We start from the raw sequence: 15952 nt of genomic DNA, 5'->3' as shown, positions 1-15952 counted from the left end.
AGCCGGGGGAGCATTACGGAACATCCGTCCCGTCAGAGCAGCGCGGCGCGCGGGCCGTCGGGCTGTTCGAGGCGGCGCGCGTGCACGGCACGGGCGATCTCCGAGACCTCGTCGTCGGTGAGCTTCTTGAAGCCGTCTTCGGTGATCACCGTGACGATGGGGTAGATCCTCCGCGCCATATCGGGCCCGCCGGTCGCCGAGTCGTCGTCGGCGGCGTCATAGAGCGCCTGGACGACGGCGGTGGCGGCCTGATTCTCCGTGAAATCTTCCCGGAAGAGCTTCTTCAGCGCGCTGCGCGCAAAGACAGAGCCGGAACCCGTCGCCGCGAAGCCGTGCTCCTCCGACCGCCCGCCGGTCACGTCGTACGAGAAGATACGGCCCTTCTCGCGGTCGAGGTCATAGCCGGCGAACAACGGCACCACGGCCAGGCCCTGCATGGCCATCCCCAGATTGCTGCGAATCATCGTCGACAGACGATTCGCCTTGCCCTCCAAGGAGAGTTGGGCACCCTCGACCTTTTCGAAGTGCTCCAGCTCCAGCTGGAAGAGCTTGACCATCTCCACCGCGAGGCCTGCCGTGCCCGCGATGCCGACCGCCGAATACTCGTCGGCCGGGAAAACCTTCTCGATATCACGCTGCGCGATGACATTGCCCATTGTCGCCCGCCGGTCACCGGCGAGCACCGCCCCTTGCGGGAACGCCGCGGCAACGATCGTCGTGCCGTGCGGCGCCTCGATGGCACCCTGCACCGGCGGCAACGGGCGGTTGCTGGGCAGCAGACCGGGCGAGTGCTCGCCGAGGAAATCCATGAACGACGAGGATCCAGGCGTCAGGAAGGCAGCCGGTAGACGCCCGGTGCTTCGAGTATTGGCTTCCACACGTTTCCTTCCAGATATGCGATGGCCCTGCGCATGGCGTCGGGGTCATCCCTCAACTTGCCGAGTGCCGAATTGCAGTTGAAGCACAGTACGCCTCGGACCTTACCCGTATCGTGGTCGTGATCCACATGCCTCGGGCCCGGCCTGAGACAGATCGGGCGGATACCGAACTGCTCCTTGATCATCGCGTCCCGTTCGGCCACGGTGAGGCCGTAGTGGCGCTTGAGGTGGCCCGCTCGGCTTTGGACGGCCCGGCACGCCTTGCAGCGTGTCGAGAGGCCGTCGGAGGCGGTCGCGTTACGATGCCACTCGCTGTGTGGCTTGATCTCCCCGCAGGTGCGGCACAGCTTGTGTCCAGGCGGGACATCCACCTTTTCCCGCACGGTCTTCCCCAGAGCCTTGCGGCGGCGCCGGTAGTACGTGGCTCCGTACTCCGCCACGCACTCCCGACACCGCACCTGGAGTCCACCACGCCGGTTCTTGTCCGCAGCAAACGAGGGCAGCGGTAAACGGCGATTACACCCGGTGCATTCCTTGTCGACCGAGTCGGACATATGGCCTATTGTCCGCCTTTTTGCACGAAGCTCCGCACGAAATCCTCGGCATTTTCCTCGAGTACATCGTCGATTTCGTCCAGAACGGAATCCACGTCGTCCGACAACTTTTCCTGGCGTTCCTTGAGGTCTTCCGAGGCCTCCGCATCCTGCGTCTGCTCCTCGACCTCTTCGGTGGAACGCGTGGCCTTTGCCTGTCCGCCGCCGCTGTCCTTGGTCGCCATGTCCCTCACCCCGCTCGGTTCGCCCCGCTCGATGTGACCTTCAAGATCCGACCCTACAAGCAGGGTCCGACATCGGCCCTGCACTTGCTGCAACGCCCGGGAGTCACCTCGATGATTCCCGCCCCGCGACGATTTCAGCCGTGGATCGGCTGTGCATCCCGACAAATTCTGTCGTGCACCTGCTGAAACTCAGCGGCCGGACAGCGTCCTCACCAGCTCCTCCGCGGTCCGGCAGCGGTCAAGGAGCTCCTTGACGTGCTTACGGGTCCCCCGCAGCGGCTCCAGTGTGGGAACCCGTTGCAGGGAGTCACGACCGGGCAGGTCGAAGATGACCGAATCCCATGAGGCGGCCGCGACATCGTCCGCGTACTGCTCCAGGCAGCGGCCGCGGAAATAGGCCCTGGTGTCCTCTGGAGGCTTCTGCTCGGCCCGCTCGACCTGTGGCTCGTCCAGGAGGCGCTGCATCTTGCCGCGTGCCGCCAGACGGTTGTACAAGCCCTTGTCGGGCCGTACGTCGGCGTACTGGAGGTCGATGAGGTGCAGCCGCGCCGCGTCCCAGTCCAGGCCGTCGCGGCGCCGGTAGCCCTCCATCAGCTCGCGCTTGGCGACCCAGTCCAGCTCGCCGGACAGGCTCATCGGATCGTTCTCCAGCCGGCCGAGCACGTCCTCCCACCTGGTCAGGACGTCCTTGGTCTGGTCGTCCGCATCCGCTCCGTAACGGTCCTCGACGTATTTGCGGGCCAGCTCGAAGTACTCCATCTGGAGCTGTACGGCGGTGAGCGTGCGGCCGCTGCGGAGCGTGATCAGGTGTTGCAGGGTGGGGTCGTGCGAGACCTGGTGGAGGGTGCGGACGGGCTGGTCGACGGCCAGGTCGACGGCGATGAAGCCGTCCTCGATCATGGAGAGCACCAGGGAGGTGGTGCCCAGCTTCAGATACGTCGAGATCTCGGAGAGGTTCGCGTCCCCGATGATCACGTGCAGCCGGCGGTATTTCTCCGCGTCCGCGTGCGGTTCGTCGCGGGTGTTGATGATGGGCCGTTTGAGCGTCGTCTCCAGGCCGACCTCCACCTCGAAGTAGTCGGCGCGCTGGCTGAGCTGGAAGCCGTGCTCATGACCGTCCTGGCCGATACCGACCCGGCCGGCGCCGGTGACCACCTGGCGGGAGACGAAGAACGGCGTCAGGTGCCGCACGATGTCCGAGAAGGGGGTCTCCCGCTTCATCAGGTAGTTCTCGTGCGTGCCGTAGGAGGCGCCCTTGTTGTCGGTGTTGTTCTTGTAGAGGTGGATGGGCTGGGCGCCGGGGACCTGGGCGGCCCGTTCGGCGGCCTCGGCCATGATCCGCTCGCCGGCCTTGTCCCAGAGGACGGCGTCCCACGGATTGGTGACCTCGGGGGCGCTGTATTCGGGGTGGGCATGGTCGACGTAGAGCCTGGCGCCGTTCGTGAGGATCACGTTCGCCAGGCCGATGTCCTCGTCCGTGAGCTGGCTGGCGTCCGCATTTTCGCGGGAGAGGTCGAAGCCGCGGGCGTCCCGCAGCGGGTTCTCCTCCTCGAAATCCCAGCGGGCACGGCGTGCCCGGTGCATCGCGGCCGCGTAGGCGTTGACGACCTGGGACGAGGTGAGCATGGCATTGGCGTTCGGGTGGCCGGGGACGGAGATCCCGTACTCCGTCTCGATTCCCATTACTCGCCGTACGGTCATGCGGCCCTCCTTGCCCGGCGGCGCCCCCTGATGGGGTCGGCGCTCAAGTACCGCTGTGCTTCCGGTCCGAGTGCGTGCCCCACGTCCGCACAGCGTGACGCAGCGGTACCGAAGAGCCTAGAACGCCTTTGCGGCGCTGTGGAGATCATTACAGTCATTGCTCCAGTCCGGTTTTTCCTGGTCCACCGCGCCCTTATGAGGTGCGGCTCTGGCGCCCCCGGAAAAGCATCCGGCTGCGGACGCCCCGTGCAGGACATCCGCAGCCGGAGAGCGGTGTTACAGGTATTGGCCGGTATTCGCCACCGTGTCGATGGAGCGACCGGTGTCCGCGCCCTGCTTTCCGGTGACGAGCGTGCGGATGTATACGATCCGCTCGCCCTTCTTTCCGGAGATCCGGGCCCAGTCGTCCGGGTTGGTGGTGTTGGGCAGGTCCTCGTTCTCCTTGAACTCGTCCACGCATGCCTGGAGGAGGTGGGAGACCCGAAGCCCCTTCTGATTGTGTTCGAGGAAGGCCTTGATGGCCATCTTCTTTGCGCGTCCTACGATGTTTTCGATCATCGCACCGGAGTTGAAGTCCTTGAAGTAGAGGACTTCCTTGTCACCATTGGCGTAGGTGACCTCCAGGAAGCGATTTTCCTCGGATTCCGCATACATCTGCTCGACGACGGATTGAATCATTCCGCTTACTGCGGCCTTCCGCGAGTCGCCGTGTTCGGCGAGGTCGTCGGAGTGCAGCGGGAGCCTTTCGGTGAGGTACTTCGAGAAGATGTCCTTGGCGGCTTCCGCGTCCGGACGCTCGATCTTGATTTTCACGTCGAGGCGGCCCGGGCGCAGGATCGCCGGGTCGATCATGTCCTCACGGTTCGAGGCGCCGATCACGATCACGTTTTCGAGGCCCTCGACACCGTCGATCTCGGAGAGCAGCTGCGGGACGATGGTGTTCTCCACGTCCGAGCTGACGCCGGATCCCCGGGTGCGGAAGAGGGAGTCCATCTCGTCGAAGAAGACGATGACGGGGGTGCCCTCGCTCGCCTTTTCCCTGGCGCGCTGGAAGACCAGCCGGATGTGCCGCTCCGTCTCACCGACGTACTTGTTGAGCAGCTCGGGGCCCTTGATGTTGAGGAAGAAGCTCTTCCCCGCGGGCTGCCCGGTCACCTCGGCGACCTTCTTGGCGAGAGAGTTGGCGACCGCCTTGGCGATGAGAGTCTTGCCGCAGCCCGGCGGGCCGTAGAGCAAGACGCCCTTGGGCGGGCGGAGTTCGTGCTCCTTGAAGAGGTCGGGGTAGAGGTACGGAAGCTCGACCGCATCCCGGATCAGTTCGATCTGGCCGCCCAGACCGCCGATCTTGGTGTAGTCGATGTCCGGAACCTCTTCGAGGACGAGTTCCTCGACCTCGCTCTTCGGGATGACTTCGTAGACGTAGCCGGAACGAGGTTCGAGCAGCAGGGCGTCGCCGGGGCGGATGGTGATGTCCAGCAGCGGCTCGGCGAGCCTCACCACCCGTTCCTCGTCGGTGTGCCCGATCACCAGGGCGCGCTCGCCGTCCTCGAGGATCTCCTTGAGGGTGACGATGTCGCCGGCGCTCTCGTACGCCATGGCCTCGACCACGTTGAGCGCTTCATTGAGCATGACCTCTTGGCCGCGCCTGAGGCCCTCGGTCTCCACGCTGGGACTGACATTCACCCGGAGTTTTCTGCCTCCGGTGAAAATGTCGACGGTGTCGTCCTCGTTCGCCTGTAGGAAGACACCGAAGCCGGCCGGCGGCTGCGCGAGCCGGTCGACCTCCTCTTTGAGCGCGACGATCTGGTCGCGCGCCTCGCGGAGAGTATTGGCGAGACGCTCGTTCTGCGCCGAGACGCCGGCCAGGTTGGTCTGGAGCTCGACGATCCGCTCTTCGAGAATCCTCGTGTGACGCGGAGAGTCGGCGAGCTTGCGTCGCAGGACGGCGATCTCCTGCTCAAGATAGGCAACCTGACCGGCGGGATCTTCAGACCCTCGCCCCGGCCGGATGCCGCGGTTGATGTCGTCGTCGTGGGCTGCCACGGTCCTCACCTCCTCCAAGGAGCTGGACGCTTCCTGACCCTACCTGGGCCGGTGCAGGTTGAAACCCCTAGATCGAAAAGACTGTCGGGGCGTGTCCGATCTTCACCCTTGCGCACGTCCTCACGCCAAGGGAATACCCACCCAACAACATCAGAAAGCGAGCGGTTGTATCGTCGAGTCGGTCAACACCCGTCAGGGCTGGCGCCACTTAGGCAAAAACGGTTCACGTACGCAGGAACGGCAGGCGAGATGACCGCGCAGGACGAAGCCCCAGAGCTGGAAGTGTGGATCGACCAGGATCTGTGCACCGGGGACGGCATCTGTGCGCAGTACGCGCCGGAGGTCTTCGAGCTCGACATCGACGGGCTGGCTTATGTGAAGAGCGACGACGACGAGCTGCTCCAGGACAAGGGCGCGGCAACGCCCGTCCCGCTGAAGCTGCTCGCTGACGTGCGGGACTCCGCGAAGGAGTGCCCCGGGGACTGCATCCACGTCCGCCGCGTCAAAGACCTCGTCGAGGTCTACGGCCCGGACGCGGAGTAGCCGGCGCGGCGCGGAACGCGCCGGCCGGCCACCTCGTGTGACGGGTCACACACGCCTGGTGCCCATCGCGGCGGGAAGTTCGCTCTGAACGAACTTCCCGCCCTTCCATTGCCACTTGGCGCTCTTGTGCACGTCCGGGCAGCAGCGCGGAACGTCAAGCGTGGAGTAGCCCAGGAGCGCCGCTGAGATCGCGCCATCCTTGATGGTGAGGGTTTGGACGCTGCGCTGCCGGGCGGGCGCGAGGAGTGTCGCCACGATCCGGGGTGCGGCGCCGGCGTCGGACGGCTGCGCGAGGACGTAGACGCCGCTGGGGGGCGTGCCGGTCCCGCTGTGGCAGCGGACCACTGCGACCGTCTCGGTCGTCCCGTCGCCGTCGAGGTCGCCCGAGGCCTTCTTCACCACGTCGAGGCGGTTGGGGCCGCAGTCGACCGGAAAGGTCACCTTGTCCGGGTCGGGGGCGGCCGCGGAGTGCTGCCCGGCCGTGGCGGCGGCGGGGGAGGAGGTCGTGGCCTTGGCGTCGGGGGGCTGGAGGAGGGACGCTGCCGCGACGACCGCCGAGATGGCGGTGGCGGTGGCGAGCCAGTGCATGGGGCGCGGCTGGGTGTGCAAAAGGTCCTGGCCTGCCATGGGCTGCACGCGGGGTAACTCCTGTGAAGTGCTGTACCGGTGGGAGTGCCCAGCATCGTTCCACAGGAGGATGCGCCAAGGAACCGGCCGGGCCGGAGTTTTCCGTGCAGATCCGGTGGTGGAAACGAAGGAGCGCCGCCGGCGGTTCCCGGCGGGGAACTCGTCGGCGGCGCCTGGTGGTTCGTTGGCCGGTTCCGGACGGTCAGCCGCGCTCGGCCGAGCCGCCTCCGGAAGCTGCTGCCTGGTCCTTGCCGGGCCCTGTGTAGTCCTCGCCGTAGGCGCCCTTGGCCGGGCGGCGGCGGCGCAGCGGGGGCTCGACGCCGTCGGCGAGGCGGCGGGCGGTCAGCAGGAAGCCGGTGTGGCCGATCATGCGGTGGTCGGGGCGGACGGCGAGGCCCTCGACGTGCCAGGTGCGGACCATGGTTTCCCAGGCCGACGGCTCGTTGAAGGTGCCGTGTTCGCGGATCGCCTCGACGGTGCGGGCCATCTGCGTCGTCGTCGCGACGTAGGCGCAGAGGATACCGCCGGGGACCAGGGCCTTGGAGACGGCCTCCAGGCACTCCCAGGGGGCGAGCATGTCGAGGATGACCCGGTCGACGTCGGCGTCGGAGAGGTTGTCCTGGAGGTCACCGACGGTGAGCGTCCATGCGGGGTGCGGACCGCCGAAGTAGCGCTCGACGTTCTGCGTGGCGATCTCGGCGAAATCGGCGCGGCGCTCGTAGGAGTGCAGCATGCCGTCGTCGCCGATGGCGCGCAGCAGGAAGCTGCTGAGCGAGCCGGAGCCCACACCGGCCTCGACGACGCGGGCGCCGGGGAAGATGTCGGCCATCGCCAGGATCTGCCCCGCGTCCTTGGGGTAGACCACGGCGGCACCGCGGGGCATGGACAGGACATAGTCGGGGAGCAGCGGGCGCAGCGCGAGGTAGGCGACGTTCCCGGTGGTACGGACAACACTGCCCTCGGGAGCACCGATCAGCTCGTCGTGGGGGAAAGCTCCCTTGTGGGTGTGGAAGCTTTTTCCCTCTTCGAGCGTGAAGGTGTAGTGGCGTCCCTTGGGATCGGTGAGCTGGACCTGGTCCCCGACCTTGAAGGGCCCGCGACGGCGGGCGGCACCGGTCGGTTCGGACATGTGACCAGCCTACCGGCCCGTCGGGACGCCGCGGACCAGTGGGCAGGGCGAGTGAGCCGACGGGGGCGCGCCGGTGTCGGGAGAGCGAGCGCAGACCCCGGCGGAGGAGGGGCTGAGCACGGTCGCTCTCCCCGACACCGGCTTCGGCGCCCTTGGAGGCGAACCGAGCCCGGCTAAGCAGCCTTACGGGCCATGGCGGAGACGAAGGCCCGCTCGACGTCGGCGGTGGACAGCACGCCGTAGATCTCGCCGGTCTCCTCGACGACGAGGTATTCGGTGGCGGGGGTGGCACGCAGGTACTCCAGGAGGTCCTCTCCCGCGAGTTCGGCGGAGACCCGCATGCCTTCCTTGAGGTCCTGGGCGAGGGTGCCCACGGGGACCCAGGGGCGGCGGTGCTCGGGGACCCCGACGATGGCGGCCTCGCGGATGAGGGCGGTGGGGGTGCCCTGACGGTCGACGACGACCAGGGCGCGGGCGCCGGCGTCGTTGGCGCGGCGCAGCGCCTCGGAGAGCGGGGTGTCGGTCTCGACGGGGACGGCGCGCCGGGTCAGGGTGCGGGCGGTGAGGTCGGGGAGGCGTTCCCGTAGCCGGGCCATGCGCAGGCTGTTGCCGGCGCCGGTCCAGATGATGGCGGCGAGGATCGCGGCGAGCAGGGCGTCGGTGAGCGAGTCGGCGCCGCCGATCTCGGGCCGGGCGTTGCCGAGGGCGCCGGTGTGGGTGAGCAGCGGCAGTCCGATGAGGACGGTGACGGCGAGCGCGCGGCCGACCCAGGCGGCGGCGATGGTGCCGCTCATGGGCTTGCCGGTGATCTTCCAGACGAGGGCGCGCAGCATCCGGCCGCCGTCCAGGGGGAGGCCGGGCAGCAGGTTGAAGATCGCCACGATGAGGTTGGAGATCATCAGGCCGGCGACCAGGACGCCGGGGACGGTGTCGGGCTCGACCAGCTGCATAGCGGCGTAGAAGACCCCGGCGAGGGCGAGGGAGAGCAGCGGGCCGACGAAGGCGAGGACGAATTCCCTGCCGGGGGTCTCGGTCTCCTTCTCGATCTCCGAGACGCCGCCGAAGAACTGGAGCTGGATGCGGCGTACGGGGAGCTTGAAGCGCAGCGCGGCCACGGTGTGGGCCAGTTCGTGGACCAGCACCGAGGCGTAGAAGGCGACCGCGAAGAAGAGCGACACGAGGTAGCGGGCGGCGCCCAGCTCGGGAAGTACGCGCTCCAGCTGTCCGCCGAAGACCCAGGTGATCAGGGCGGCGACGAGGAACCAGCTGGGGGCGACGTAGACGGGCACGCCGAAGGGACGGCCCATCAGGATGCCGCCGCCCCTCCTCTTGCCCGGCGGAGGTGTCCTGGGCTCCTTGCCGGGCTCGGGCGGCTCGGGCGGCTGGGACCGCACGGACTCCTCGGGGTCCTGCGACTTCCCGCTCTCGTCCACGGCGTCCCCTCATCGAATACGGCTTTCGCCCCTGCTCGGCCTGATATCTCGATCATGCAGGGCGCAGGGGTCCGGCGTCGATGGTATGCGGAGTGCCCCGGCCCGTTCCGCTGCGGGGCCCTTGCGCGGTGACCCGTCCGCGCTTGTCAGTGGCGGGCCGTAGGGTTTTGTGGCATGGGATGGAGCACGGAGCAGGCCGAGGCGGGCACGCAGAGTGGGCAAGGCGGGTCCGGCATGGAGACTGCCGGGGCGGAGACGCAGGTTGGGGAGCCGGCGCGGGCGCCGGTGGCGCTGTCGCCGTCGCGGGCGAGCGATTTCATGCAGTGTCCGCTGCTGTACCGCTTCCGGGTGATCGACAGACTCCCCGAGAAGCCGAGCGCGGCGGCGACGCGCGGCACGGTTGTGCATGCGGTGCTGGAGCGGCTCTTCGACGCTCCGGCGGCGGAGCGTACGGCCGTCGGGGCGCGCGCGATGGTCCCGGGCGAGTGGGAGAAGCTGCTCGCCAAGCGGCCGGAGCTGGCGGAGCTGTTCGCCGAGGACGCGGAGGGTGAGCGGCTGGCGCAGTGGCTGGCGGAGGCCGAGGCGCTGGTGGAGCGGTGGTTCTCGCTGGAGGATCCGACGCGGCTGGAGCCGGCGGACCGTGAGCTGTATGTCGAGACGGTGCTGGATTCGGGACTCCGGCTGCGGGGGTTCATCGACCGGGTGGATGTCGCGCCGACGGGCGAGGTTCGGATCGTCGACTACAAGACCGGCAAGGCGCCGCGGCCGCAGTTCGCCGAGGGCGCGCTGTTCCAGATGAAGTTCTATGCGCTGGTGATGTGGCGGCTGCGCGGTGTGGTGCCGCGGCGGCTCCAGCTGGTCTATCTGGGCAGCGGCGATGTGGTGACGTACGACCCGGGTGAGGCCGATCTGCGGGGCGTGGAGCGGAAGTTGCTGGCGCTGTGGGAGGCGATCCGGCTGGCGACGGCGACGGGCGACTGGCGGCCGCGGCCGACGAAGCTGTGCGGCTGGTGCGACCACCAGGCGCACTGTCCGGAATTCGGCGGCACTCCCCCGGTGTATCCGCTCCAGGTCCGCCCGGCGGACGGCGGTGTGGTGCCGCAGGGCAGAATGGGGGAAATCTAGGCGCTGATCGCCCGGACAGGCCTATCAAAGGAGAGCTCGTGGCCATCCGCGTCCTGCTGGTCGACGACCAGCCCCTGCTGCGTACGGGATTCCGGATGATTCTGGAGGCGGAGCAGGATCTGGCGGTCGTCGGGGAGGCCGGTGACGGTCTTCAGGCGCTGGAGCAGGTGCGGGCGCTGCAACCCGATGTGGTGCTGATGGACATCCGGATGCCCCGGATGGACGGCGTCGAGGCGACCCGGCAGATCACGGGCCCGGCGAAGGACGGCCCGGCGAAGGTGCTGGTGCTGACGACCTTCGATCTGGACGAGTATGTCGTCGAGGCGCTGCGGGCGGGGGCGAGCGGCTTCCTGCTCAAGGACGCGCCGGCCAATGAACTGGTGCAGGCGATCCGTGTGGTGGCGGGCGGCGAGGCGATGCTCGCGCCGAGCATCACGCGCCGGCTGCTGGACAAGTACGCGGGGCATCTGCCGTCGGGCGAGGAGCCGGTTCCGGACACGCTGCACACCCTCACCGAGCGCGAGGTGGAGGTGCTGAAGCTGGTGGCGCGCGGGTTGTCGAATGCGGAGATCGCCGCGTACCCCGCCGCCTGCCCCGGCGGTGAAGCGGGGGCCTGACCGCCTCCCCCCCCCCCGCCGGCGGGCCCCCGGGAATCCCCCGGGAGCCCCGCCGTCGTGGTGAGAGGAGCCGGTCAGACCTCCGCTTCAGCGCCGGGTCAGGCGTCGGTGGCCTTGCTGATCTCCCAGAACCGGAAGACGGTCGAGGAGTCCAGCGTCCATTCCAGACCGGAGATGCCGTCGCGGGCCACCGCGTACTGCTTGCCCTGCCAGATCGGGATCATCGGCACGTCCTCCGCGACGATCTTCTGAAGCTCCCGGAACTGGGCCTTGGTGGCGCCGCGGTTCGGCTGGTCGGCCGTCTTGGGCAGCAGCTGGCCGGTGATGGTGGGCGAGCTGTAGTTGTTGGCCACCACGCTGTCCTTGCCGAAGAACGGCGCGGTGAAGTTGTCGGGGTCCGGATAGTCGGGGATCCAGCCCTTGACGTAGACGCCGAACTTGCCGTCGGCCATGCCCTGCTCGTACTCCTTGGTGGGCAGGGTGCGCACCTTGGCGTCGAACAGCCCGCTGTGGTTGAGCTGTTGGGCGATTTCCTCGAAGGCCGGGACGGTGCCGGGGCCGTAGCGGTCGGGGGTGGCCCACAGCGTGAGCGGCACCTTGCCGTTGAGGCCGGCGGAGCGCAGCGCGTCCTTCGCCTTGTTGGGCTTGGGGCGGTCGCCGTAGGTGTCGAAGAAGGAGGTGCTGTGGCCGGTGATGCCGGCCGGGACGATGGAGTACAGCGGCACCGCGGTGCGCTGGTAGACGTCCCGGACGAGGGTGGAGCGGTCCAGGAGGTAGGCGATCGCCTTCCGCACGCCCGGCTTGCCGGCGACCGGGTCCTTGAGGTTGAACACCAGGTGCATGACCTCGGCGCTGGCGCCCTCCACGACCTGGGTACCGTGCTGCTGCTCGAGGGAGGCGTTGTCCAGCGCCGCGATGTCCTTCATGGCCAGACCGCGGTAGGCGACATCGACATCGCCGCCCTCGACGGCCTTCTTGAGCTTGTCGGCGGCGTTGAAGAACTTCACGGTCATACCGGAGTTCTTGACCTTGGCCGGGCCCTTGTAGGAGCCGTTGACGGCGAAGACGGCCTTCTGGGAGCTGTAGTCCTTGAGGGTGTAGACGCCGGAGCCGACGGCCTTGCCGTCGGTGCGCAGCCGGTCGGCGGGGTACTCGGCGTGGTCGACGATGGAGCCGGCGCCCGAGGCTATCTTCATGGGGAAGGTCGCGTCGGGCGACTTCAGCCGGAAGACCACGGTCTTGGCGTCCGGCGCCTCGACCTTGTCCAGCGCGGAGAACATCACGGCGGGGCCGTTCACGTCCTTGATGCGCCGGGTGCGGTCGAAGGAGTACTTGACGTCCTTGGAGGTCAGCTTGTCACCGTTGCTGAAGGTGAGGCCGTCCTTCAGGGTGCAGCGGTAGACCTTGCTCTCCCCGTCGGTGAACCCGCAGCGCTCGGCTGCTTCCGGCTCGGGGGTGGTGCCTCCCTTGGGGAAGCTCAGCAGGGACTGGAAGACGTTGTTGAACAACAGCCAGGAGCCGGGCTCGTATCCGGCCGCGGGGTCGGTGGACACGACCTTGTCCGTCATTCCCATGACCACGGGCTCGCCGTTGCCGGCCGCTCCCGAGTCGTCCGTGCCGCACCCGGCGACCGCGAGCAGAGCTGTTGCCAGCCCCGCTCCGATCGGGGCGGCCAGCCACTGGTCACGCTTCCTCACTAAACGGTCCTCACGTTCTGGGTGGTGCCTGTCGGGCCGCGGCGGGGTGGCCGCGGCGGGTGTGTACTGCATGGGCCGCGTCCGCGGGCTCAGTCGGCGACGCCGCGGCTGAGCTCCCAGATCTGGAGCGAGGAGGAGGAGTTGAGGGCCCACTCGATGCCCGTGACGTCGTCGCGGGCGACGACGTACTGCTTGCCCTGCCACAGCGGGAGGAGCGGTACGTCATCGGCGATGATGTCCTGCGCCTCCTTGAAGTTGGCCGCGGCGGCGTTGCGGTCGGACTGCTGCCGGCTGTCCGGGATCAGCTGCGACTCGATCTTGGTGTTGCGGTAGGGGGAGCCGAGGAAGTTCTGCTTGCCGATGAACGGCGCGATGTAGTTGTCCGGGTCCGGGATGTCGGCGAACCAGCCCATGTTGTAGACGCTGTACTTGCCGTCCAGGGCGTCGGTGCGGAACTGCTGCCAGCTGTCGACGCCCTTGACGCCGATGTCGAACAGCTTGGTGCTGTTGAGCTGGCTCGCCAGCGCGCGGACTTCCTTGCCGGTGCTGGAGCCGTAGTGGCTCGTGGTGTAGGTGAGCGTGAACTTCACCGGGGTGTTGATGTTCGCCTGCTGGAGCGTCTTGCGAGCGGCGGCGACGCTGGGGTTCCCGTACTTGCTGAAGAACGAGTTGATGTGACCGGTGAGGCCGGTGGGAACCATCGAGTAGAGCGGGTCGCCGGTGTAGGAGTAGACGTCGCGTACCAGGTCCGAGCGGTTGACGATCTGCGCCATCGCCTTCCGCACGGCCTTGTTGGAGACGGCCGGGTCCTTGGTGTTGAAGGCGAGGTAGCGGATTTCCTGGCCCGGCATCTCCTGGAGCATGAGGTGCTTGTCGCGGGCGTTCTCCAGGCCCTTGATCTGGTCGGGCGACAGCCCGCGGTACATCAGGTCGACGCTCCCCTTGCGCAGCGCCGTCTCCGTGGCCTGGGAGTCGGCGAAGAACCGCATCTCGACCTTGTCGTTCTTCACGTTCACCCCGCCCTTGTAGGTGGGGTTCTTGGTGAAGGTGGCCTTGGTGATGTGGTTGTTCTTGCGCTCCGTCTTGAGGGTGTACGGACCGGAGCCGACCACGTCGAAGCCGCTGTAGAGGCGGCCCTTCGGGTACACGGCGCCGTCGACGATGGCCGCCGCGGGCGTGGCGAGCTTCTGCGGGAACGTGGCGTCCGGCTTGGTGAGGTGGAAGACCACCTCGGTGTCGCTGGGCGCCTCGACCTTGTCGATGTCGTTGAGCAGCGACACCGGGCCGTTGGTGTTGTTGATGGTCCGCATACGGTCGATGGAGAACTTGACGTCCTGCGCCGTCAGGGCATGACCGTTCGAAAACTTCAGGCCACTGCGCAGCTTGCAGCGGTACTGCTCGTTCTGGGTGTCGCGGAACCCGCAGGACTCGGCGGCCTCGGGCACCGGCGCGGTGCCGGTTCTGGGCAGCCGCATCAGCGTCTGGAGGGTGCCGCGCAGCATGTTCCACGCGTCGACGTCATAGGCCTGCGCCGGGTCGAGCGGCGCGGGCGCCGCCTTGGTCGCCTCGATCTGGGTGGCGACTCCCACGACGATCGGATCGCCGCCTTCGCCCGCACCGTCCGTGCTGCCACAGGCAGCGAGAACGGGGGCGAGGAGACCGGCCAGCGCCGGCAGCACCAGGGTCTTGCGATTCATCGTGGGCAGGTTCCTTATCAGCGCAGAGGTGTTGCTCGCGTCGACATTAGTAGGAACGGCCAGCCGCTCTCAGACAGAAAGGAGTTGTATCGATATGGCGCGTGGATAACGACAGCCGGGCGATCGATATCCGGACGGTGGAACGATTCGCGCGTTGCTCCACCAATCCGGACACTTACCCCCGCCGAAGACCCCCGAGACACCCCCTGGACCACCCATGGGGCCCGCTGTCGACGGCCCGGCACGTGAGAAACGTCACGCATTCAAGGACCCGGGGCGATGCAGAAATTCAGTCATCGCATTCGTCACGGAAAATGAGCGGGCCGCTCCCCTCGGTTCCGGGCGGCTTTCTCCGAACCACGCTCAGTGCACGGCTCAACGGCTTTCCGTGATGAGCGTTCGGAGAAATGACAGATCCACTTCTTCCAGCGAACGCACGACCGTGCGCCCCACGGCCGGCGGGATCGGGGTCACCGAGGGCACCGCCACGACCGGGCAGCCCGCCGCCTCACCTGCGGTCACACCGGTCAGCGTGTCCTCGATGACCGCACAGCACGCCGGGTCCGCCCCCAGCCGCGCGGCAGCCGTCAGATACGGGTCCGGGTGCGGTTTGGTGCGTTCCAGGTCGTCGCCCGCCAGGGTCAGCCGGAAGTTCTCCGGGCCCAGCGAATGCAGCATCTGGTCGACGACGGCGCGGTGCGAGGCGGAGACCAGCGCGGCCGGCACCCCGTGCACGGCCAGTTCGGCCAGCAGCCTGCGGGCGCCCGGCATGAGGGGCACGCCGCGCCGGATCCGGGCGAGGAAGGCGGCATTGAGGAGCACGCTGAGCTCGGGCAGGCTGATGTCGACGCCGGTGGCTTGAATCAGATACCCGGCGCTGCGGGTCATCGGGCCGCCGACCACGACTTCGCGGTGGGTGTCATCGAGGATGTGGCCGAGTTCGGCAAAGACCTCCGCCTCCGCCTCCCACCAGAACCCCTCGGTGTCGACGAGGGTGCCGTCCAGATCGAGGAATACGGCTTGGAGGGTCGCGGCTTGGGCCGTTCGGGTGCCGACTACGGGGATGCTGCTGGTCATCCATCCACCTCCGTTACGACGTCCCCGAAGGGACGAAAGGGCCGGTCGCCATCCCCGGCTGGGGAAACGACCGGCCACTACCGGACCGATAAGTGTACGACGATACGGGCCGAAATGCGTCCTGGCAGAGGTCGGCGGCGTCCTGGGGCCTTTGCGGGCGGCCCAGAGCTGCTCATGCGGGATTACCGAGTGTTACCGACCGACACAGCGATCCGGCCGGGGCGATCTGCGGGTCGCCCCGGCCGGGTGCACCGGGCTACCGCGCGTTGAAGTACTTGGCCTCCGGGTGGTGGATCACGATGGCGTCGGTGGACTGCTCGGGGTGGAGCTGGAACTCCTCGGAGAGCTCGACCCCGATCCGCTCCGGCTGGAGCAGGTCGGCGATCTTGGCCCGGTCCTCCAGGTCGGGGCAGGCGCCGTAACCCAGCGAGAAGCGCGCGCCGCGGTACTTGAGCGCGAACATGTCCTCGACATCGGCCGGGTCCTCACCCGCGAAGCCCAGCTCGGCGCGGACCCGGGCGTGCCAGTATTCGGCGAGTGCTTCGGCCAACTGGACGGACAGTCCGTGGAGTTCGAGGTAGTCGCGGTAGGAGTTGGCTTCGAAGAG

At 67.8% G+C, this 15952-nt stretch carries 14 protein-coding genes and 1 pseudogene; 3 read left to right on the top strand and 12 right to left on the bottom strand.

What is annotated here, in order from left to right:
• Window positions 1-32 precede the first annotated feature (32 nt).
• The 5 genes from prcB to arc all read right to left on the bottom strand — a co-directional run bounded on the left by prcB (window position 33) and on the right by arc (window position 5400).
• The gene (gene prcB / locus IF67_RS0118580; RefSeq protein WP_030987024.1) at window positions 33-878 is read right to left on the bottom strand and encodes a proteasome subunit beta; all 846 of its coding nucleotides are present in this window, start codon (window positions 876-878) and stop codon (window positions 33-35) included.
• Window positions 830-1432, bottom strand: coding sequence for an endonuclease VII domain-containing protein (locus IF67_RS39335; protein WP_030987022.1), 603 nt, complete (start codon window positions 1430-1432; stop codon window positions 830-832). The genes prcB and IF67_RS39335 overlap by 49 nt, the downstream gene beginning before the upstream one ends.
• Before the next feature lie 5 nt (window positions 1433-1437).
• A complete protein-coding gene (locus IF67_RS0118570; protein WP_018087774.1) occupies window positions 1438-1656 on the bottom strand; it encodes a ubiquitin-like protein Pup in 219 nt (72 codons plus the stop codon).
• 189 nt (window positions 1657-1845) lie between these two features.
• On the bottom strand, window positions 1846-3357 hold the full coding sequence (gene dop / locus IF67_RS0118565; protein WP_078889503.1) for a depupylase/deamidase Dop: 1512 nt from the start codon (window positions 3355-3357) through the stop codon (window positions 1846-1848).
• 276 nt (window positions 3358-3633) lie between these two features.
• Entirely contained in the window at window positions 3634-5400 is a 1767-nt protein-coding gene (arc, locus tag IF67_RS0118560; RefSeq protein WP_030987017.1) for a proteasome ATPase, read from the bottom strand.
• Window positions 5401-5649: 249 nt separating this feature from the next.
• Here arc and IF67_RS0118555 point away from each other — a divergent pair, with 249 nt between their 5' ends.
• Window positions 5650-5943 carry a ferredoxin gene (locus tag IF67_RS0118555; RefSeq protein ID WP_030987016.1) on the top strand — a complete coding sequence of 98 codons (294 nt, stop codon included), beginning with the start codon at window positions 5650-5652 and terminating at the stop codon, window positions 5941-5943.
• A gap of 45 nt (window positions 5944-5988) precedes the next feature.
• Here IF67_RS0118555 and IF67_RS0118550 read toward each other — a convergent pair whose 3' ends face one another.
• From IF67_RS0118550 to IF67_RS0118540, 3 genes are all read right to left on the bottom strand, one after another.
• Window positions 5989-6570, bottom strand: coding sequence for a hypothetical protein (locus IF67_RS0118550; protein ID WP_078889502.1), 582 nt, complete (start codon window positions 6568-6570; stop codon window positions 5989-5991).
• 202 nt (window positions 6571-6772) lie between these two features.
• On the bottom strand, window positions 6773-7699 hold the full coding sequence (locus IF67_RS0118545) for a tRNA (adenine-N1)-methyltransferase (RefSeq protein WP_030987012.1): 927 nt from the start codon (window positions 7697-7699) through the stop codon (window positions 6773-6775).
• Between the two features lie 173 nt (window positions 7700-7872).
• A complete protein-coding gene (locus tag IF67_RS0118540) occupies window positions 7873-9132 on the bottom strand; it encodes a site-2 protease family protein (RefSeq protein WP_030987010.1) in 1260 nt (419 codons plus the stop codon).
• A gap of 234 nt (window positions 9133-9366) precedes the next feature.
• On the opposite strand from IF67_RS0118540, the gene IF67_RS0118535 reads away from it, so the two are divergent.
• Window positions 9367-10257 carry a RecB family exonuclease gene (locus IF67_RS0118535; protein WP_051818254.1) on the top strand — a complete coding sequence of 297 codons (891 nt, stop codon included), beginning with the start codon at window positions 9367-9369 and terminating at the stop codon, window positions 10255-10257.
• Window positions 10258-10295: 38 nt separating this feature from the next.
• Window positions 10296-10835 (top strand): annotated as a pseudogene (locus IF67_RS0118530) (response regulator); the annotation flags it as partial.
• 137 nt (window positions 10836-10972) lie between these two features.
• Here IF67_RS0118530 and IF67_RS0118525 read toward each other — a convergent pair.
• The 4 genes from IF67_RS0118525 to IF67_RS39330 all read right to left on the bottom strand — a co-directional run.
• Entirely contained in the window at window positions 10973-12571 is a 1599-nt protein-coding gene (locus IF67_RS0118525; RefSeq protein WP_030987000.1) for an ABC transporter substrate-binding protein, read from the bottom strand.
• An 89-nt stretch (window positions 12572-12660) separates the two neighbouring features.
• Window positions 12661-14268 carry an ABC transporter substrate-binding protein gene (locus IF67_RS0118520; RefSeq protein ID WP_030986999.1) on the bottom strand — a complete coding sequence of 536 codons (1608 nt, stop codon included), beginning with the start codon at window positions 14266-14268 and terminating at the stop codon, window positions 12661-12663.
• Between the two features lie 375 nt (window positions 14269-14643).
• A complete protein-coding gene (locus tag IF67_RS0118515; protein ID WP_030986997.1) occupies window positions 14644-15345 on the bottom strand; it encodes an HAD family hydrolase in 702 nt (233 codons plus the stop codon).
• A gap of 256 nt (window positions 15346-15601) precedes the next feature.
• Window positions 15602-15952 (bottom strand): vitamin B12 dependent-methionine synthase activation domain-containing protein (locus IF67_RS39330; RefSeq protein ID WP_037839553.1); only part of this gene is annotated, 351 nt, incomplete at its 5' end.

Source organism: Streptomyces sp. NRRL S-1813 (genome assembly GCF_000719605.1).
Taxonomy (GTDB): domain Bacteria; phylum Actinomycetota; class Actinomycetes; order Streptomycetales; family Streptomycetaceae; genus Streptomyces; species Streptomyces decoyicus.
This window is presented reverse-complemented; position numbering and strand designations above follow the sequence as displayed.